Annotated in this window: 18 protein-coding genes; 6 read left to right on the forward strand and 12 right to left on the reverse strand. The window is 70.6% G+C overall.

The genetic code is table 11. The features are described 5' to 3' along the window. From HUX53_RS28465 to ligD (HUX53_RS28500), 8 genes are all read right to left on the reverse strand, one after another. Positions 1-1295, reverse strand: a 1295-nt coding sequence (locus HUX53_RS28465) for a DEAD/DEAH box helicase (protein ID WP_309237477.1), incomplete at its 3' end; no start/stop codon positions are given. A 505-nt stretch (positions 1296-1800) separates the two neighbouring features. Continuing rightward, positions 1801-2100 (reverse strand): GlsB/YeaQ/YmgE family stress response membrane protein, encoded by a 300-nt coding sequence (locus HUX53_RS28470; protein ID WP_255205725.1) that lies wholly within the window; start codon positions 2098-2100, stop codon positions 1801-1803. Between the two features lie 108 nt (positions 2101-2208). Continuing rightward, the gene (locus tag HUX53_RS28475; RefSeq protein ID WP_309237478.1) at positions 2209-2505 is read right to left on the reverse strand and encodes a DUF3107 domain-containing protein; all 297 of its coding nucleotides are present in this window, start codon (positions 2503-2505) and stop codon (positions 2209-2211) included. 166 nt (positions 2506-2671) lie between these two features. Beyond that, entirely contained in the window at positions 2672-3301 is a 630-nt protein-coding gene (locus tag HUX53_RS28480) for a TetR/AcrR family transcriptional regulator (RefSeq protein ID WP_176406294.1), read from the reverse strand. 185 nt (positions 3302-3486) lie between these two features. After that, a complete protein-coding gene (locus HUX53_RS28485; protein ID WP_217920021.1) occupies positions 3487-3732 on the reverse strand; it encodes a hypothetical protein in 246 nt (81 codons plus the stop codon). Continuing rightward, positions 3729-5084: an NAD(P)/FAD-dependent oxidoreductase gene (locus tag HUX53_RS28490; RefSeq protein WP_217920022.1), complete on the reverse strand. Its 1356-nt coding sequence runs from the start codon at positions 5082-5084 to the stop codon at positions 3729-3731. The genes HUX53_RS28485 and HUX53_RS28490 overlap by 4 nt, the downstream gene beginning before the upstream one ends. A gap of 107 nt (positions 5085-5191) precedes the next feature. Further along, positions 5192-6100, reverse strand: a complete 909-nt coding sequence (gene ligD, locus HUX53_RS28495; RefSeq protein WP_176406295.1) for a non-homologous end-joining DNA ligase — start codon at positions 6098-6100, stop codon at positions 5192-5194. Then, positions 6090-7064 (reverse strand): non-homologous end-joining DNA ligase, encoded by a 975-nt coding sequence (ligD, locus tag HUX53_RS28500; protein WP_176406296.1) that lies wholly within the window; start codon positions 7062-7064, stop codon positions 6090-6092. The genes ligD (HUX53_RS28495) and ligD (HUX53_RS28500) overlap by 11 nt, the downstream gene beginning before the upstream one ends. 113 nt (positions 7065-7177) lie before the next feature. On the opposite strand from ligD (HUX53_RS28500), the gene HUX53_RS28505 reads away from it, so the two are divergent. After that, complete coding sequence (locus HUX53_RS28505; protein WP_176406297.1) at positions 7178-8077, forward strand: Ku protein; 900 nt, start codon at positions 7178-7180, stop codon at positions 8075-8077. 12 nt (positions 8078-8089) lie between these two features. On the opposite strand, the gene HUX53_RS28510 is transcribed toward HUX53_RS28505, so the two are convergent. The 3 genes from HUX53_RS28510 to HUX53_RS28520 form a co-directional block, all read right to left on the reverse strand. Further along, positions 8090-8392: a hypothetical protein gene (locus HUX53_RS28510; RefSeq protein WP_176406298.1), complete on the reverse strand. Its 303-nt coding sequence runs from the start codon at positions 8390-8392 to the stop codon at positions 8090-8092. Then, positions 8377-10653 carry an MMPL family transporter gene (locus HUX53_RS28515; RefSeq protein WP_176406299.1) on the reverse strand — a complete coding sequence of 759 codons (2277 nt, stop codon included), beginning with the start codon at positions 10651-10653 and terminating at the stop codon, positions 8377-8379. Before HUX53_RS28515 ends, HUX53_RS28510 begins: the two co-directional genes overlap by 16 nt. A 115-nt stretch (positions 10654-10768) precedes the next feature. Next, the gene (locus HUX53_RS28520) at positions 10769-12916 is read right to left on the reverse strand and encodes an MMPL family transporter (protein WP_176406300.1); all 2148 of its coding nucleotides are present in this window, start codon (positions 12914-12916) and stop codon (positions 10769-10771) included. 135 nt (positions 12917-13051) lie between these two features. Here HUX53_RS28520 and HUX53_RS28525 point away from each other — a divergent pair, with 135 nt between their 5' ends. After that, complete coding sequence (locus HUX53_RS28525) at positions 13052-13771, forward strand: TetR/AcrR family transcriptional regulator (RefSeq protein WP_176406301.1); 720 nt, start codon at positions 13052-13054, stop codon at positions 13769-13771. 3 nt (positions 13772-13774) lie between these two features. Here HUX53_RS28525 and HUX53_RS28530 read toward each other — a convergent pair whose 3' ends face one another. Continuing rightward, positions 13775-14905, reverse strand: a complete 1131-nt coding sequence (locus HUX53_RS28530; protein ID WP_176406302.1) for a hypothetical protein — start codon at positions 14903-14905, stop codon at positions 13775-13777. Between the two features lie 195 nt (positions 14906-15100). Here HUX53_RS28530 and HUX53_RS41685 point away from each other — a divergent pair, with 195 nt between their 5' ends. The 4 genes from HUX53_RS41685 (at position 15101) to HUX53_RS28550 (ending at position 17104) form a co-directional block, all read left to right on the forward strand. Beyond that, the gene (locus HUX53_RS41685) at positions 15101-15493 is read left to right on the forward strand and encodes a DUF1877 family protein (RefSeq protein WP_255205726.1); all 393 of its coding nucleotides are present in this window, start codon (positions 15101-15103) and stop codon (positions 15491-15493) included. 22 nt (positions 15494-15515) lie between these two features. After that, the gene (locus HUX53_RS28540; protein WP_176406304.1) at positions 15516-15725 is read left to right on the forward strand and encodes a hypothetical protein; all 210 of its coding nucleotides are present in this window, start codon (positions 15516-15518) and stop codon (positions 15723-15725) included. Between the two features lie 172 nt (positions 15726-15897). Then, complete coding sequence (locus HUX53_RS28545; RefSeq protein ID WP_176406305.1) at positions 15898-16599, forward strand: MFS transporter; 702 nt, start codon at positions 15898-15900, stop codon at positions 16597-16599. Between the two features lie 97 nt (positions 16600-16696). Beyond that, a complete protein-coding gene (locus HUX53_RS28550; RefSeq protein ID WP_176406306.1) occupies positions 16697-17104 on the forward strand; it encodes a hypothetical protein in 408 nt (135 codons plus the stop codon). Positions 17105-17523: the final 419 nt, after the last annotated feature.

Below are 17523 nucleotides of genomic sequence, written 5' to 3' on the forward strand. Positions count from 1 at the left end.
AGATGTGTATAAGTGACAGGGCCGGCGCGGGTGCGGGTCCGGCTGCGCTTGCGGCGGCGCGGCCGGGGGCGTTCCCGGTCGGCGTCCCGGTCGGCGCGGGTGTGGCTGCGGATCTTGCCGGTCTCGCCGATGTCCTCCAGCTCCTCGGCGTCCAGCCCGGCGCGCCCGTGCCGCTGCTCCTTCGGCAGCTTCCCCTTCGTGCCCGCGGGGATGCCGAGGGCCTCGAAGAAGTGCGGGGACGTCGAGTAGGTCTCCTGCGGCTCGGCGAACGGCAGCCCGAGCTGCCCGTTGACCAGCCTCCACCGGGTGAGGTCGGACCAGTCGATCAGCGTGACCGCGACGCCCTTCTTGCCCGCGCGGCCCGTCCGGCCGATGCGGTGCACGTAGGTGTCGGCGCTGTCGGGGCACTCGTAGTTGACGACGTGGGTGACGTCGTCGACGTCGAGGCCGCGGGCCGCCACGTCGGTGGCCACCAGCACGCCGATCTTGCCGTTGCGGAACGCGCGCAGCGCCCGCTCGCGCTGGCTCTGCCCGAGGTCGCCGTGCACGGCGGCGGCGTCGAAGCCGCGCTGCGCGAGGTCGGCGGCCACCCGGTCGCAGGCCCGCTTGGTCTGGCAGAAGATCATCGTCAGCCCGCGGCCCTCGGCCTGCAGCAGCCGCGCCAGCATCTCCGGCTTGTCCATCTGGTGGGCCTGGAACACGTGCTGGACGACCTGCGGCGTCGCGTCCGACTCGGTGTGCGACTCGGCCCGCACGTTGGTGGGCCGGGTCAGGTACCGGCGCGACAGCGCGACGATCTCGCCCGGCATGGTCGCCGAGAACATCATCGTCTGGCGCTGCGCCGGGATCCGCTTGATGATCCGCTCGATGTCGGGCAGGAAGCCGAGGTCGAGCATGCGGTCGGCCTCGTCCAGCACCAGGATCCCGACCTTGGACAGGTCGAGGTGCTTCTGCTTCACGAGGTCGAGGAGCCGGCCGGGGGTGCCGACGACGACGTCGACGCCCTCGCGCAGCGCGCTGATCTGCGGCTCGTACGCGCGCCCGCCGTACACGGACAGCACGCGGGTGCCGAGCTTGCCGCCGGCGACCAGCAGATCGTCCGTCACCTGGAGGGCCAGCTCGCGGGTCGGCGCGACGACGAGCGCGCGCGGCTCTTTGCCGCCGTGCTCGATGCGCTGCAGCAGCGCGGCGCCGAACGCGAGGGTCTTGCCGGTGCCCGTGCGGGCCTGGCCGATGATGTCGTGCCCGCCCAGCGCGATCGGCAGGGCGAGCTCCTGGATGGGGAACGCTTCCACGATGCCCTCTGCTTCAAGGGCGTCTGCTATCTCGGGGACGACCCCGAGTTCACGAAAGGTAGTCAGGGCTTTCAGCCTCCAATATGCGGGGTCTCCGCTCCCGGGTGCGGCGCGGCCCGGCGGCGCGACTGCGTCCGTCCGGACGTGCCGTCGGACCGTGTGGCCGCGCGCTCGCGCGGGAGGGACCAGCCGTTGCTCAAAATCTTCGGCGACCGCAGTCAGGGGTTGAAAGCAGTCACTCGCTGTGGCTGCGTGCGGTCACACTCCGCGACGCAGTGTACCGACCAGCGGTTGTATACACCAATAGCCGATCACTGCACCCAACGTTTCCATGGTTTCGTCTATTCCATGCCCGTTCCGCCAGGCATTATCCGGCGGGGCCGGAGCCGCTCTCCGCGCCATCGGCACCCCTGGTCCGGACGGCCACATCCGGACACCTTCGGACGGGGAAGGCCCCCGCCTGGCGGGCGGGGGCCTTCATTGGGGGGTCGAGCGGTGTGCGCGGTCAGAACGTGCCGCGGCGGGTGCGCCAGCCGCCCCTGCGGCCGCCGCGCCCGCGCGTGTTCAGCCCGGTCAGCGCGGCCACGCCGAGCGCGGCGATCACGACCGAGAACACGAAGGCGATGACGGCGCCCGTGCCGAGCGCGTCCGCGACCACTCCGCCGAGGATGGCACCGGCGATGCCGACGAGGAGCGTCAGCAGGATGCCGATCGGGTTGCGGCCCGGGACAAGCAGCCGGGCGAGGGCTCCAATGACGGCACCGACGACGATGAACCACAGGATCGTCGTGAGCATGTCGATCATCCATTCCTTTTCCGTGGGCCGGGCGGCCCGTGAACGGTGATCGATATGCCCGTTGTGCCGGATCGAAACAAAGCGCAGGTCAAGGCCCGGTCGAACCGGGTCAAGCCGTCACGCGTACTGCGTGCCGAAGCCCACGCTCCGCTGCTCCTCCTCGGAGATCTCCAGGTAGCCGACGCGGGCGGCCGGGATCACGATCCGCCCGGCGCGCCTGTCCTTGAGGACCAGCACCCCGCTCGGGTCGGCGAGCGCGTCGGACAGCGCGTCCGTCACCTCGTCCGCCGACTGCGCCGTGTCCACCACCAGCTCCTTGGGAACGTTCTGCACCCCGATGCGAACCTGCAACGCGCTGCTCCCGTCGTCCATCACGTCCCGCCGACCACCGGCGGTCCGCTCCGATCGTCGCACGGAGATCACCCGATCCGCCGCCACTCGATTGAGCCGAGCGTGAACGCCCGGCCGAACACCCCACGGATCTCACCCGGGCCGCCGTCGTTTGGTGGGCGTCCGGGTCGCCGTCGCTTGGTGGGCGGCAGGCCGCCGTCGCGCCCGTGTGTCGCGGGTGGACGGCGGGTCAGGGCTGGTCGGTGGTGCGGGGGAAGCCGGAGATGCCGCGCCAGGCGAGGCGGGCGATGATCTTCTCGGCGGTGTCCTTGGGGATGGTGCGGTGCTGGGAGAGCCAGAACCGGGCGCTGACCTCGGCCATGCCGACCAGGCCCATGCCGAGCAGGTGCGCCTCCTCGGCGGGGGCGTTGGTGTCCTCCGCGATGACCTGGGCGATCATCTCGGCGCACTGCTGGTTGGCACGGTCTACGCGGGCCCGCACGGGCGCCACGTTGCGCAGGTCGGACTCGAAGACGAGGCGGTACGCCTCGCCGTCGCCGGCCACGAAGTCGTAGAAGGCCTGCATGCTCGCCTGCACGCGCAGCTTGTTGTCCGTGGTGGACTCCAGCGCCTCGCGGACGATCTTCACGAGGGCCTCGGCGTGCTCGTCCAGCAGGGCCAGGTACAGCTCCAGCTTGCCCGGGAAGTGCTGGTAGAGCACGGGTTTGCTGACGCCTGCGCGCTCGGCGATCTCGTCCATCGCCGCAGCGTGGTACCCCTGCGCGACGAACACCTCCTGGGCCGCGCCGAGCAGCTGCCTGCGGCGCGCCAGCCGCGGCAGCCTCGTGCCGCGGGGGCGGGCGTCCGGGGTCGCGGTCACCACACTCTCCGATCACCGAATCGTGCGACGGGAGGCGGTGTCCGTCGCGTGTGCACAATCACATCATCCTACGCGCGGGTAACTCCGTCGGTCACACACAAGGACCGGTGGCGTTCCCTTCGCGCAGGTCAGTGTATTCCCGCCGGGACGGGTGCTTCGCTACCCGCGGCGGCGGACGGTCCAGGTCACCGGTAGTCGTCCTCGTCCACCGGTACCTCGCGCCGCTGCTCGGCCACGTCGGCCTCGTTGGCGTCGTCGGGCATGGGGGCGCGTTCGACGCGGTCGTCGGTCTCGGCGACCGCGGCCCCCTGCTCGGCGGCGTCGGCCTCGTTGCGGTCGCCCGCCGCGGGGTCGGGTTCGGCGCGCTCGTCGAGCGCGGCCTCCTCGGCGGTGTCGGGCCGCAGCCGGTCCAGGTCGTCGGTCTCGCTCATCTCGGGTCCTCCTCAGCAGTGCCGCCGGTCAGGCCGTCCGCCAGTTCCCGCAGCGGCGCCTCGACGGCCTCGCCGTAGGTCGGGAACGCGTGGACGACGTCGGCGAGCAGGCTCAGCGGCGTCTCCGCGCGGATGGCCAGCGCGATCTCGCTCATCCACTCCTCGGCGTAGAGTCCGGCCGCGGCGGCGCCGACCAGCAGTCCGCGGGAGCGGTCGGCGTACAGTTCCACCCGGCCGCGCTCGTCGGCCTCCACCGCGGCCCGCGCCGTCGCGGCGAGGTCGTACCCGGCGGTGTGGAGGTCTATGCGAAGTTCGTCCGCCTGCGTGGGCGAGATCCCCACCGAGTAGACGGTGGGGGAGGTGTAGACGACGCGCGGGATCGCCCGGTAGTCGGCCTCGCGGCGCCGCCCGAGAAGGTTCGACAGCGCGACTTGTGCCTGGTAGCGGGCCGCATGGGTGGTGCGCGCGATGCCCGTGACATCGCCGGCCGCCCACACGCCCCCCGTACTGGACGGCACCTGGCACGTCTCGTCCACGGGGATTCCTTTACCCGGTGGAACGGTGACGCCGAGGCTCTCCAGCCCGAGACCCTCCACGCGGGGACGGCGCCCGGCGGCGACAAGAATCCGGTCGGCGTCGAGCGTCCCGCCGTCCGACAGCCACAGCCGCACGCCGACGTCCTTGCGCTCGACGTTGCCGACGGCGGCGCCGAGCCGCAGGTCAACACCCATCCGGCGGAGCGCGTCGGCGAGCACCTCGCCCGCGAACGGCGCCTCCGCCGTGAGCAGCCGTCCGGACGACTCGACGACCGCGACCTGCGACCCGAACGCGGCATACACCTGCGCCAGCTCGCAGCCGACCGGGCCGCCGCCGAGGATCACCAGCCGGCGCGGCAGATCGGGCACCGACAGCGCCTCCGCGCTCGTCCACAGCGGGACGTCGGCGAGCCCCTCGATGGGCGGGATCACCGGTTCGCTGCCGGTGCAGACGACGAGGTCGCCGAAGCCGTGCACGGCCCCGTCGACCTCGACGAGCCCGGGTTCGAGAATTCGGCCCCGGCCGCGCAGCACGGTCACGCCGTCCTCCGCCATGCGCGCGACGGCCGGGTCGTCGCCCCGGTTCCCGGTCAGCGCGTCGCGCCGGGCGAGCGCCATCTCCCAGGTCTCGCCGCGCCGCGCCGACAGCAGCAGCGACTTGGACGGCACGCACGCGAAGTACGGCGACTCCCCGCCGACCAGGCGGTTCTCGACGAGAGCGACGTCCCGTCCGGCACGGGCGAGACCGGTCGCGACCAGTTCCCCCGCCGTCCCCCCGCCCAGCACCACGGCGTCGTAGTGGTGGTTCTGCGACAACTGCTCTTCCTTCCGCCCCGCTCGGTGTCCCCGCGTCCATGGTGACGGAAGTCGATGCCGGAGAGTGCCGGTTCGAACACATAGGGCACTCGAATTTCGGAGGATTGTCAGGGAAGGGGCTGGTGGTCCTCCAGGAGCGGCTTGAGAATGTCGCCCTGCTTATCCACTCGGCTGAGGACCTCGTCGGGACCGAACATCAGATCGGCCGCGTCCGCGCAGGAGTCGAGCTCGTCCCAGGTGACCGGGGTCGAGACGGACGGCCGGCTCGCTGCCCGCAGCGAGTACGGCGCCACGGTCGTCTTCGCCGGGTTGTTCTGGCTCCAGTCGACGAAGATCTTGCCCTTGCGCAGCCGCTTCTCCATCTTCGCGACGACCAGCCGGGGATGCTCCTCGGCGAGGCGCTGCGCGGCCGCCTTGGCGTACTCCGACGTCCGCTCGGCGTCCTTGGGCTCCTTGATCGGGACGTACAGGTGCAGGCCCTTCTTGCCGCTCGTCTTCGGGTAGGAGTCCAGGCCGTCCTCGGCGAGCAGGTCGCGGAGCAGCCGCGCCACCTCGCACGCCTCCACGATCGTCGCGGGGGCGCCCGGATCGAGGTCGAAGACGACGAGGTCGGGCGCGTGCACCTTGCCTCGCGGCCCGACCTTCCACTGCGGGACGTGCAGTTCCAGCGCCGCGAGGTTCGCGCACCACACGAGCGTGGGCAGGTCGTCGACCACGACGTAGTCGAGCGTCTCGCGGCCGCGCGTGCTGCCGGGGCTCGGCACGGTCGCGGTGCGCACCCAGTCGGGCGTGTGGGACGGGGCGTTCTTCTCGAAGAACTTGCCGCCGTCAACGCCGTCCGGCCACCGGATCCGGGTGGCGGCACGGTCCTTCAGATGCGGCAGCATCACCGGAGCGATGCGCGCGTAGTAGTCGATGACCTCGCCCTTGGTGAACTCCGGATAGAGGTTCTTGCCAAGGTTCGACAACGCCAACTGCCGCCCGTCCACCTCGACGGTCGTGCGGCTATTGCTCACTCGTGACCTCCAGGGGGTCCTTGTCGTCACGGAGGCCGCGCCAGGACGGGAAGCGCAGGCGGCCGTCCCTGGTGCGGGCGCTGTAGGCGACCTCCCCGACGAGTCGTGGCTCAACCCATTGGGCGTCCTTGGCGAACTCGCGCGGGACGGCCTCGTCGTAGGGGCTCGTGTCTCTGCGCAGCGGCCACAGCGTTTCGTACAGCTCGTCCAAGGCGCGGTCGGTGAAGCCTGTGCCGACGTGGCCGACGAAGCCCAGCAGACCCTTCACGTCGTACTCGCCTAGGAGAAGCGAACCGACGCCGCCTTCACGGCGCCCCTTGCCTGGTTTCCAGCCGCAGATGACGACCTCGCGCGTCATGAAGTTCTTCACCTTGCGCCAGAAGTCGACGCGGCGGCCGGGGCGGTAGGGGGAGTCGAGCCGTTTGGCGAGCACGCCCTCCAGATGCTGTTCGCGGGTGAAAGCGAGCAGCTCCTCCACCTGCGACTGGTCTTCGCCGTGCAGGTACGGGGGCACCTCCACGGGGCCGGTTCCGGCCAGGTCCAGATCGGCCAGCAGCGACCGCCGGTCGACGTACGGCATGTCGTACAGGACGTGCCCGTCCAGGAACAGGACGTCGAACACCACGTACCGGACGGGCACGAGACGGATCAGGCGGGGGTCGGGGTGCTCGACGTGCATCCGGCGCTGCAGGCGCTCGAAGCTGGGGCGTCCCTCGTCGAAGGCGACGACCTCGCCGTCCAGGACGACGTCGTGGTCCGGGAGCAGGTCCGCCAGCGCCGACAGCTCCGGGTACCGGCCGGTCACGTCGCCGCCGCGCCGCCCGCCGGCCCGGACGCCGTCCGCGGAGACGTGCGCCAGCACGCGCACGCCGTCCCACTTCAGCTCCAGGCCCCAGGGCGCGCCGTCGGAGGGGAGGTCCCCGGTGGCGGCCATCATCGGCTCAACGGGCCACGGCATGGTCATACCGCCGTCTTACCCGGACCCCGCCCCGCAGAAAAGGATCAAGGCGCCGTTCTGGCGCAAATCGCGCGGGGTTGCGACGCTAGGAGCCGGAACGTGCTGGGTAAGGACGGATCATGCGGAGTATCTGGAAGGGCGCGATCTCGTTCGGGCTGGTGACGATACCGGTGAAGCTCTATTCGGCGACCGAGCAGAGGGACGTCAGCTTCCACCAGGTGCACCGGGAGGACGGCGGGCGCATCAAGTACAAGCGGGTCTGCACGGTCGACGGCGAGGAGGTCCCCTACTCCGACATCGCCAAGGGGTACGAGCTGCCGTCCGGCGAGACGGTCATCCTCACCGACGAGGACTTCGCCGACCTGCCGCTGTCGTCCAGCCGCCGGATCGACGTCCTGCAGTTCGTGGAGCAGGAGGAGGTCGACCCGATCTACTTCGCGAAGTCCTACTACCTGGAACCGGACCAGCAGGGCGCGAAACCCTACGTGCTGCTCCGCGACGCGCTGGAGAACTCCGGGCAGGTCGCCGTCGTGAAGATCGCGATCAGGCAGCGCGAGTCGCTGGCCACGCTGCGTGTCCGGGAGGGCGTCTTCGTGCTGGAGACGATGCTCTGGCCGGACGAGGTGCGCACCCCCGACTTCCCGTTCCTGGACGAGGACATCGAGATCCGCAAGCAGGAACTGTCGATGGCGACGTCCCTGATCGAGTCCATGGAGGGCGAGTTCGACCCGTCGGAGTACAAGGACGCCTACCGGGAGGCGCTGCAGGCGGTGATCGACGCCAAGATCGAGGGCAAGGAGGTCACCCGGCCGGAGGAGGCCGAGGAGGAGCCGGCCGCCGACCTGCTCAGCGCGCTGCGCGCCAGCGTCGAGGCCGCCAAGAAGAACCGCGGCGAGCGGGACGGCAAGGCCGCGTCCGGGAAGGACGCGGCCGCGAAGAAGCCCGCCGCCCGCAAGACGTCCTCGAAGTCGGGCGCGAAGAAGGAGCCGGCGAAGAGCCGCAGCCGCAAGTCCGCGTGAGCGAGGGCTGGATCAGTTGTCGCGGCGGGTGGTGAGGACGCGGGCGAGTGCGGCGGCGGTCCCGGACGGGTCGGTGCACGGCGCGATGCGCTCGCCCCAGCCGTAGCAGTAGGACCAGGCGTCGCCGGACGCCTCCGGGGCGGCGATGACGCTCTCGTTGATCCGCCGCATGTGCGGGTCGGCGACGAGCGCGGACGGCAGGCGGTCGGCGGGCGCGGCGACCTCGACCGCCCAGCCGGCGGAGCGCAGCGCGTCGGTGAGCCGCTCCAGATGCCCGAGCGCGGTGTCGGTCTCGGTGATCACGTGCGTGGCCATGGTGCCTCCAATGGGGCGTCCCGTGGTGTGGTCTCGGGGTCCGCCGGGCATGGTCCGCCGCGGTACGCGTCACGCGAGGTGGTGCCGGTGGAATGTGATTCAGTCTCGTGCCGCGTGACGGAGACCACAAGCGGTTTCCGCAGATTGGTGGCCGGGACTTCACGGATTCCGTACCTGCCGTAGAGGCGGGCGAGCGGTCCGGGCGCCCACCAGTTCACCCGGCCCATCAGCCGCATCATCGCGGGCACCAGCAGGCCCCTGATGATCGTCGCGTCCATCAGGATCGCGACCGCCATCCCGACGCCGACCATCTTGATGAACGTGATGCCGGACGTCGCGAACGCGCCGATCACGACGATGAACAGCAGCGCCGCGCTCGTGATGATCGACCCGGTGCGTTCGACGCCCGCGGCCACGGCCGTGACGTTCGAGCCGGTCAGGTCGTACTCCTCGCGGACCCTCGACAGCAGGAACACCTCGTAGTCCATCGAGATTCCGAACAGCAGGACGAGCATCAGGATGGGCATCGCGGGCGCTATCGCCCCGATCGCCGTGAAGTTCAGCAGACCGGACAGATGGCCTTCCTGGAAGATCAGCACGACGAGGCCGAACGTCGCCGACAGCGACAGCATGTTCATCACGATCGCCTTCAGCGGCAGGACGACCGAGCCGAACGCCAGGAACAGCAGCACGAACGTCGCGCCCCCGACGAGCAGCGCGAGCCACGGCAGCGTGCCGCCGAGGCCGGCCAGCTCGTCCACGACGTCGGCCGTGGCACCGCCGACGTGCACCTGTGCCCCGGCCGGCGCCGGGACGTCCCGGACCTGCTGGACGAGATCGCGCGCGGCATCGGAGTACGGGTCGGCGTCGTAGCCCACCGCGATCTGCGTCGTCGTGCCGTTGGCGCCGGTTACGGCCGCGTCGCCGGCGCCGGGCAGCGCGGCCAGCCGGTCGCCGTAGGCGTCGATCGCGGCCCGGGCGGACGTCCCCGTGACGACCGCGTTGATCGGGCTCGTGACGTTGCGCGGGAACTGCGTCTCCATCGCTTCGGCGACGGCGCGGGCCTCGCTGCCGTCCGGTAGCGCGTTGGCGTCGACGCCGCCCCAGTTGATGCGCAGGAACGGCCCGCCGAGCGCGAGGAGCAGCGCCACCGTCGCGACCACGTAGATCACCGGACGGCGCATGACGCTGTAGGCGACCCGTCCCCACCAGCCGCAGGACGTCCTGCGCCGGCGCCGGAGCGGCAGCGCGTCGACCTTCGGGCCGAGGACGGACAGCAGGGCGGGCAGGACGGTCAGCGCGCCGAGCATGCAGACGAACACGGTCGCGATGCCGCCGTAGCCCATCGAGACCAGGAAGTTCTGGTCGAACAGCAGCAGCCCGGACAGCGATACCGCGACCGTGATCCCGGAGACGGCGACCGTGCGTCCGGCCGTGTTCATGGTCGTGGCGAGGGCGTCCTCGACCGACGTCCCGTCCTGCCGGAGTTCCTCGCGGAAGCGGCTCACCATGAACAGGCCGTAGTCGATCGCGAGCCCGAGCCCGAGGAACGTGCTGATGTTCACCGCGAAGATCGACACGTCGGTGAGCAGGGCGAGCGTGTGCAGCGCGGTGAACGAGCCGAGGATGGCGATGCCGCCGACCAGCAGCGGCAGGCTCGCCGCGACCAGCCCGCCGAAGATCAGCACGAGCAGGACGAGCAGGATCGGCATGGCGATGGCCTCGGCGCGGGGGATGTCCGAGGCGACGCGGTCGTTGATGGTGGCGGACGTGGCGACCGACCCGCCGACCTTGGCGGTGAGTCCGCCGCCGACGTCGTCCAGCTCGTCCTTGATCGTCTGGTAGGAGTCGTCCCGCGCGGCCTCGTCGGCACCGGTCAGCTGGAGGACGGCATAGGTCGCTTTCCGGTCTTCGCTGACGAATTGCGGCGCGTTGGTCGTCCAGTAGGTGGCGGTATCGAGGACCTTGCCCGGTGGCAGCGCCGCCAAGGCCCGCTCGACCGACGTCCGGTAGGACGGGTCGTCGACCGTGGTCTCGCCCTGGTAGAGGATCACGACGTCGGCCGCGTCCCGGCCGAGGGCCTGCTCGGCGATCTGCGTCGCCTTCGTGCTCTCGCTGCCCGGGGTCTCGAAGCCGCCGGACGCGCTGAGCGCGCCGAAGACGCCCGTCCCCCAGACGCCGGCGAAGACGAGCAGCGCGCCCGCGACGGCGAGGACCCACCGGCGCCGCCGGTGGACCCAGCGGCCCCATCGATCGAACATCGGTCGTCCCCCGCCCGCCGGTGTTGTCGCCAAGCAGGGTAAACAGTGTTTTGTACTGCTTTTGCACGGTTTGGTGGCCGGCGGAAGCGCTCCGCCGGCCACCGGATCGGACGGGTCAGCCCACGGGCTCCAGGCGGGACCGAGCCGGCGCGGGGGAGTCGCCCTCGCGGATGCCGTACTTGCCGTAGAACCTGGCCAGCGGCCCCGGAGCCCACCAGTTGGCGCGGCCCATCAGCCGCATCGCCGCCGGCACGAGCAGCGCCCGCACGACGGTCGCGTCCATCAGGATCGCGATCGCCATCCCGACGCCGGTCATCTTGATGAACGTGATGCCGGATGTCGCGAACGCGCCGATCACGACGATGAACAGCAGCGCCGCGCTGGTGATGATCGAGCCGGTGCGCTGCACGCCGGCCGCGACGGCCTCGGTGTTCGAGCCGGTCAGGTCGTACTGCTCGCGGACCCGCGACAGCAGGAACACCTCGTAGTCCATCGAGATGCCGAACAGCATCGCCAGCATCAGGATCGGCATCGCCGGGGCGATCGAGCCGGTCGCGGTGAAGTCCAGCAGGCCGGACAGGTGGCCGTCCTGGAAGATCAGCACGACCGCGCCGAACGTGGCCGACAGCGACAGCATGTTCATCACGATCGCCTTCAGCGGCAGGACCACCGAGCCGAACGCCAGGAACAGCAGGAGGAACGTCGCGCCGCCCACCAGCAGCGCCAGCCAGGGCAGCGTCGCCCCGATGCTGTCGAGCTGGTCGACGACGTCGGCGGTCATGCCCCCGACGTAGACGTGCGCGTCGGGCGGCGCCTGGACGTCCCGCACCTTGTGGACGAGGTCGCGCGCCGCGCCGGAGTTGGGGTCGGCCTTGTAGGTCAGCGCGATCCGCGTCGTCGCGCCCTTCGCGCCGGTCACCGTCGCGCCCGTCACCCCGGGCACCGCCGCCAGGCGGTCCCCGTACGCCTGGATCGCGGCGCGGTCGGACGTCCCGGTCACCACGGCCTCGATCGGGCTGGTGGCGTTGCGCGTGAACTGCGTCTCCAGCGTCTCGGCGACGACCCGCGCGTCGGCGCCGTCCGGCAGGACCTTGGCGTCGACGCCGCCCCAGTTGATGCGCAGGAACGGGCCGCCGAGCGCGAGGAGCAGCGCCACCGTGGCCACCACGTAGATCACCGGACGGCGCATGACGCTGTGCGCGAGCCGCCCCCACCAGCCGCGGGACGTCCTGCGCCCGCGCCGCACCGACAGCGCGTTGACCTTCGGGCCGAGGACGGCGAGGAGCGCGGGCAGCACGGTCAGCGCCGCCACCATGCAGACGAACACGGTCGCGATGCCGCCGTAACCCATCGAGATCAGGAAGTTCTGGTCGAACAGCAGCAGCCCGGACAGCGATACCGCGACCGTGATCCCGGAGACGGCGACCGTGCGCCCGGCCGTCGCCATCGTCGCGGCCAGCGCGTCCTCAACGGACGCCCCTCGCCCGATCTCCTCGCGGAACCGGCTCACCATGAACAGCCCGTAGTCGATCGCGAGGCCGAGACCCAGGAACGTGGTGATGTTCACCGCAAAAATGGACACATCGGTCACGTACGTCAGCATGTGCAGCGCCGTGAACGAGCCCAGGATCGCGATGCCGCCGATCAGCATCGGCAGGCTCGCCGACACCAGGCCCCCGAAGATCAGCACCAGCAGCACGAGCAGGATCGGCATGGCCATGCCCTCGGCCCGCCCGATGTCGGACGAGACCCGCTCGTTGATCGCGGTCTCGGTGCCGACCGACCCGCCGACCTTGGCGGTGAGACCGCCGCCGACCTCGGTCAACTCGTCCTGGACGGCCTTGTAGTTGTCGCTCCTGGTGCCCTCGTCGGCGCCCTTCAGCCGCAGCACCGCGTAGGTCGCCTTCCGGTCATTGCTGACGAACTGCGGCGCGTTGGTCGTCCAGTACGTGCCGGCGACGGTGACCTTGTCTTTCGGCAACGCGGCCAGCGCCTGCTCGACCGACGTCCGGTACGCCGGGTCGTCCACCGTGGTCCGCCCCCGATAGAGGACCACGACGTCCGCCTCATCCCGCCCGAGGTCCTGCTCGGCGACCTGCGCCGCCTTCGCGCTCTCACTGCCCGGCGTGTCGAAGCCGCCGGACGAGGTGAGCGCGCCGAAGACTCCCGTCCCCCAGACACCGGCGAAGACCAGCGCCGCGCCGGCCACCGCGAGGACCCACCGCCTGCGCCGGTGGACCCACCGTCCCCATCGATCGAACATGACCCCGTCCCCTCTGCGAACGCCTATCAGGTGAGTGAATGCTGTAAACTGCGAACAGCGTTAACTTTGCATACGGCGTTAGCTTCCGTCAAGGGTGTTTCTGCGGAATCATGCGGGGGAGAGGAGGGCGGCGTAGTGGAGACACGGCGTGATCGGCTGCGCGCGGCGACGGTCAGGGAGATCTCCGAGACCGCGCGGCGCATCCTGGTCGCGGAGGGGCCCGACGCGGTGACCCTGCGGGCGATCGCCCGCGACATGGGCATGACCGCCCCGGCGCTCTACCGCTATTTCGGCAGCCACGGCGAGCTGCTGCGGCACCTGGTCGGCGACCTGTTCAGCGAGCTGACCGCCGAACTGCGCGCCTCCCTGGAACAGGTGCCCGAAGGCGACATGAGCGGCAAGTTCATGACCGCCGCCCGCCGCTTCCGGACCTGGTCCCTCGCCCACCCCCGCGAGTACGCCCTGCTGTTCGGCGCGCCCGTCCGCGGCATCGACCAGCAGGACCAGCTCGACTTCGCCGAGGAGTGCGCCCGCCAGTTCGGCTGGACGTTCCTGAGCCTGTTCCTGGAACTCTGGAAGAAGCAGCCGTTCCGGATCCCGGCCGACGACGAGATCCCCCCCGCCCTGCGCGACCAGCTGAGCCGCTACCGCGACGACGTCCTCGGCACCGACCTGCCGCTCGGCGTGATCCGGCAGTTCCTCAAGTGCTGGATCCGCCTCCAGGGCGGCGTCAGCCTGGAGGTCTTCGGCCACCTGCAGTTCGCCCTGGGCGACGCCGAGCCGATGTTCGAACTCATGCTCACCGAGATCTCCGCCGACCTCGGCCTCCCCTACACCCCGCCGACCGAGGATTGAGCCTCAGTTCCCCGCGACACCGAGCCAGACCGTCGTGATCGCGCTGATCGGCAGGGCCAGCAGGAAGACCGCGGCGGCCGCGACCTTGGCGGGGCGGCCGGCGGCCCCGCGCCCCTCGCCGATCGGCACCCACCGGGATCCGTCGACCTCCGGCGGCCCGGTGAAGGGAGTGACACCGAGCGTCCGCGACACGAACCGGTACTCGACGGCGGCCAGCCCGATGGCGAGGACGATCGCCGCCGAGCTGACGACCGTCCCGACCCCGTGCGGCGTGGCGATCAGCTCGGTGCCGGCGGAGACCTGGAGCGCGGTGGCGCCCACGACGAACCACGGGCCGAGCAGTGCGGGCAGCAGCGGGTTGGCCTGGTCGGCGTTGAACAGCTTCGCGACCGCGACGTACGGCAGCCCGATCGCGATCACGACCATGAGCACGAGGGCTCCCACGAGCACCAGCAGACCGGTGATGAAGCAGGCGATCCACGCGGGGAACTGCTGGTAGATGGGCAACTCGTCCAATGGCCAGTGGTAGATGTCGACGTCCAGGAGCACATAGAGGACGCGCCCGGCCAGCAGCAGGACCAAAGGCGCCAGGACGAGCCCCACCGTCATGAGGGGCCCGTTCCACCCCTGCCCCCTGGCGAAAAGCCGAAGGGCCTCGCGGCGGTGCCCGGGCGGCCCGCACAGCGCCAGCGCCGTCCCGACGATCAGCACGATCGGAATGACGACCAGCGCACCACCGAGAAAGCGCGCGATGAGCGCCGCCAGCATGTCGCCGAAGTTGTGGATCTTCCCGGCGGGACCGTAGGAAAAGGCCAGATAACCAGTGAGAATCGTCGCCACGGCGACGCGGAGGACCTGGAGAACACGGAGCTCCACCAAGCCCACGTCCACCAGGTTGCTGAACACCGGGACATAGCCGAGCCAGGTGACCGCCGCCAGCGCGACCATTCCCACCAGCGTGATCAGCACGCTCAGCATCCACCGCGGCTCCGCGAAAGCGAGGATGAAGACACCGATGATCCCCAGGTAGGCGATGTTGCCCGCCGCGAACAGAAAACAACCGCCCTCAAAGTTGGCGACGACCCCGTTGACCAGCAAGAATCCCACGATGACGAGAACCAGGATCCACCACACGGCGGCCCCCTCCACCCGACGGCCCGAGCCCCCGCAACTCTAAGCTCCAAATGCCCAACGACGCACGCGCCTTTTCCGTAGCGGAACGAGAGCTCAACGAATACCCTGATCCGGCATTCTGGCCAGTCCGATTCAGGGGGAAACGGAGGCGTTGATGAGCATAATTTTCACGGCCGACCGAGTCGAGCCGAGTGAATGGGAGCGCGACGGCGGGCTGCCGGACCCCCACGGCGAACGGCTCGACCTGGGCAAAGACTGGGCGGTACTGTTCCGCGTCCTGAACTTCGGCGAAGATTTCGCCAATCCCGCACTCGCCGCCCTCGCGATCAGCGGCGGACGACACTTGCAACCGGACGCCGACTATGGCGGCCCCGACTCCTGGAGCCGGCCCTCGTGGCAGACATCGCGACAGCGTTGGACGAACTCGACGAGGAAGAAATCGAGCACCGCTTCACCCACTGCGACACAACAGCCGCCTACGGCGCCCCACTCGACCTCGACTCCGTGCTGGACGCCTTCGCACTGCTCTCGTCCTTCTACCGAACCGCAGCCGAAGCCACCAACGCCGTCCTGATCCGGCTCAACTGATACCAACCCCCGGTGGCGCTTGATGTTCACCGAGACTTCCGCCGCCCTCGGCCTCATCTGCATCCCGCCGTCCTGCGAGTACACCCCGCCGTTCCGCGAGTACACCCCGCCGTTCCGCGAGGACACCCCGCCGTCCTGCGAGTACGCCCGGCCGTCCCGCGAGTACGCCCCGCCGTCCCGCGAGTACGCCCCGCCGTCCCGCGAGTACGCCCCGCCGTCCCGCGAGGCCTGAACGACCGCGGAACACCGTTCGCCGCCACGGTGTTCACCCATCTCGGCTGGACACGCCCATTGCCACCGTGCCCGCGGACATGCTCAATTGGGGTCCCCGCTCTGGAAACACGGTTTCTCTCAAAGAATTAGCAGGCCCGCGCCCGCGCCGTGGCACGAGAGAACGGACCGCGATGAGCACAGCCCCACCGACCCCGTCCGCCCGGATCATCGCGTTCCCCGGACGTCCGCCGATCCCCTTCGAACCTGCGCGCGCCGCCCCCTTCGGCTGGTGGCCGGCGATCTGCATCGCCCTGGTGGCGCTGATCGACCGGATCGAGGCCAACCTGATGGCCGGAGCGCTGCCCCGGATCCAGGAGGAGTTCGGCTTCTCCGAAACCGCTGGCGGCGCCATCGCCAGCGCTGCGGCACTGGCCGGGGTGGTGCTGCTGCTGGCTCGCCGACCGCACCCGGCGGACTGGACGATCGCCGCCGTGGTCGCCGTCTGGTCGCTGCTGACAGTCGGCAGCGGGCTGGCGCAGTCGTACGCGACGCTGCTCGCCATCCGGGTCTTCCTCGGCGGCGGGGCTTCTCTACAACCCGTCCGGCTACTACTCCGGCTCCGGACGCGCCCGCGCGTTCGGGCAGGAGCGCTTCGCCTACTACTCCGGGTTCCCGCTGGGATCATGGCGGGCGGCGCGCTGGCCCAGGCGTTCGGCTGGCGGACGATCTTCTTCCTGGTCGCCGTCCCAGGCGTCGTCATCGCGCTGCTCTGCCTCACCGTCCGCGAGCCCGTACGAGGGCTGGGCGACCGCATCGAGGCCATGCGCTCCGGCACGCCCCGCACCGGCGCGGCGGGCGGCGACCCCCGGCCGGGACGGCGCGCGAGCCCCTGACCGTCCAGCTGCGCTCCCTGCTGGCCGTCCAGACGCTGCGTTCGGTGGTCTGGGGCTGACCATCCTCTTCTTCGGCCTCGGCGGCCTCTTCTTCTGGATGCCCCGCTACTACCGGCGCGCCTACGACCTCGCCGATGGCCCGGCGGCGGCCATCGCGGGGGCGTGGGGCTGGCCGGGATGGTCATCGGCACGCTCATCGGGAGCCGGTACGGGGACCGGCGGTACGGACGCTCCCCAAGCTGGCGCGTCCACTTCGGCGCGGTCCGGCCTGGCGGTCGGCACGGCGGGGCTGGCGGGCGCGGTCCTGATTCCGGCGCTGCCCGCGCAGATCGCGTTCTACTGCCTGGCCAACATCGGGTTCTCGATCGCCATCCCCACCCTCACGGCGGCCAACGCGGACATCGTCAGCGCGGACCGCCGCGGGCTGGGGTTCGCGGCGCTGCAGTTCCGGATCAGCTTGGCGGGGTGGCCGGGCCGCTGCTGGTGGGAGCGGCGTCCGACCTGACGGGGTCGCTGCGCGGCGCCTTCACGGTGCTGCTGCTCCTGCTGCTGGCCGGGACCCTGGTCACCTTCGGCGGCTGACGCCACTACGACGCCGCCCGCGCCCTCGACATCCGCGCAGTAGACCCGCACCACCCGGCGAAAGGAGACCCGGCAAAGAAATGCCGGCGCATCACCCGGTCCCGTCTCCGCGCCCAAGAACTAACGAACGCCGAACCGCCGAACGCAGGGCTGCTGGACGCTGAGCTGCCGAACACCGGGTGCCGAATGCCGGGCTGCCGGAAGCTGGCCTGGCGGGCGTCGAGCTGGCAAACGCCCGGGCTGGCAAACGCCGGGCTGGCGGGCGTCCGAGTTGCCGGGCGTCGAGTTGCCGATGCCGAGTTGCCGGACGCCGAGCTGATGGCAGGGGGCTGATGGGCGTGG

Origin of the sequence: Actinomadura sp. BRA 177 (assembly GCF_013372625.1) — a bacterium.
Classification (GTDB): domain Bacteria; phylum Actinomycetota; class Actinomycetes; order Streptosporangiales; family Streptosporangiaceae; genus Spirillospora.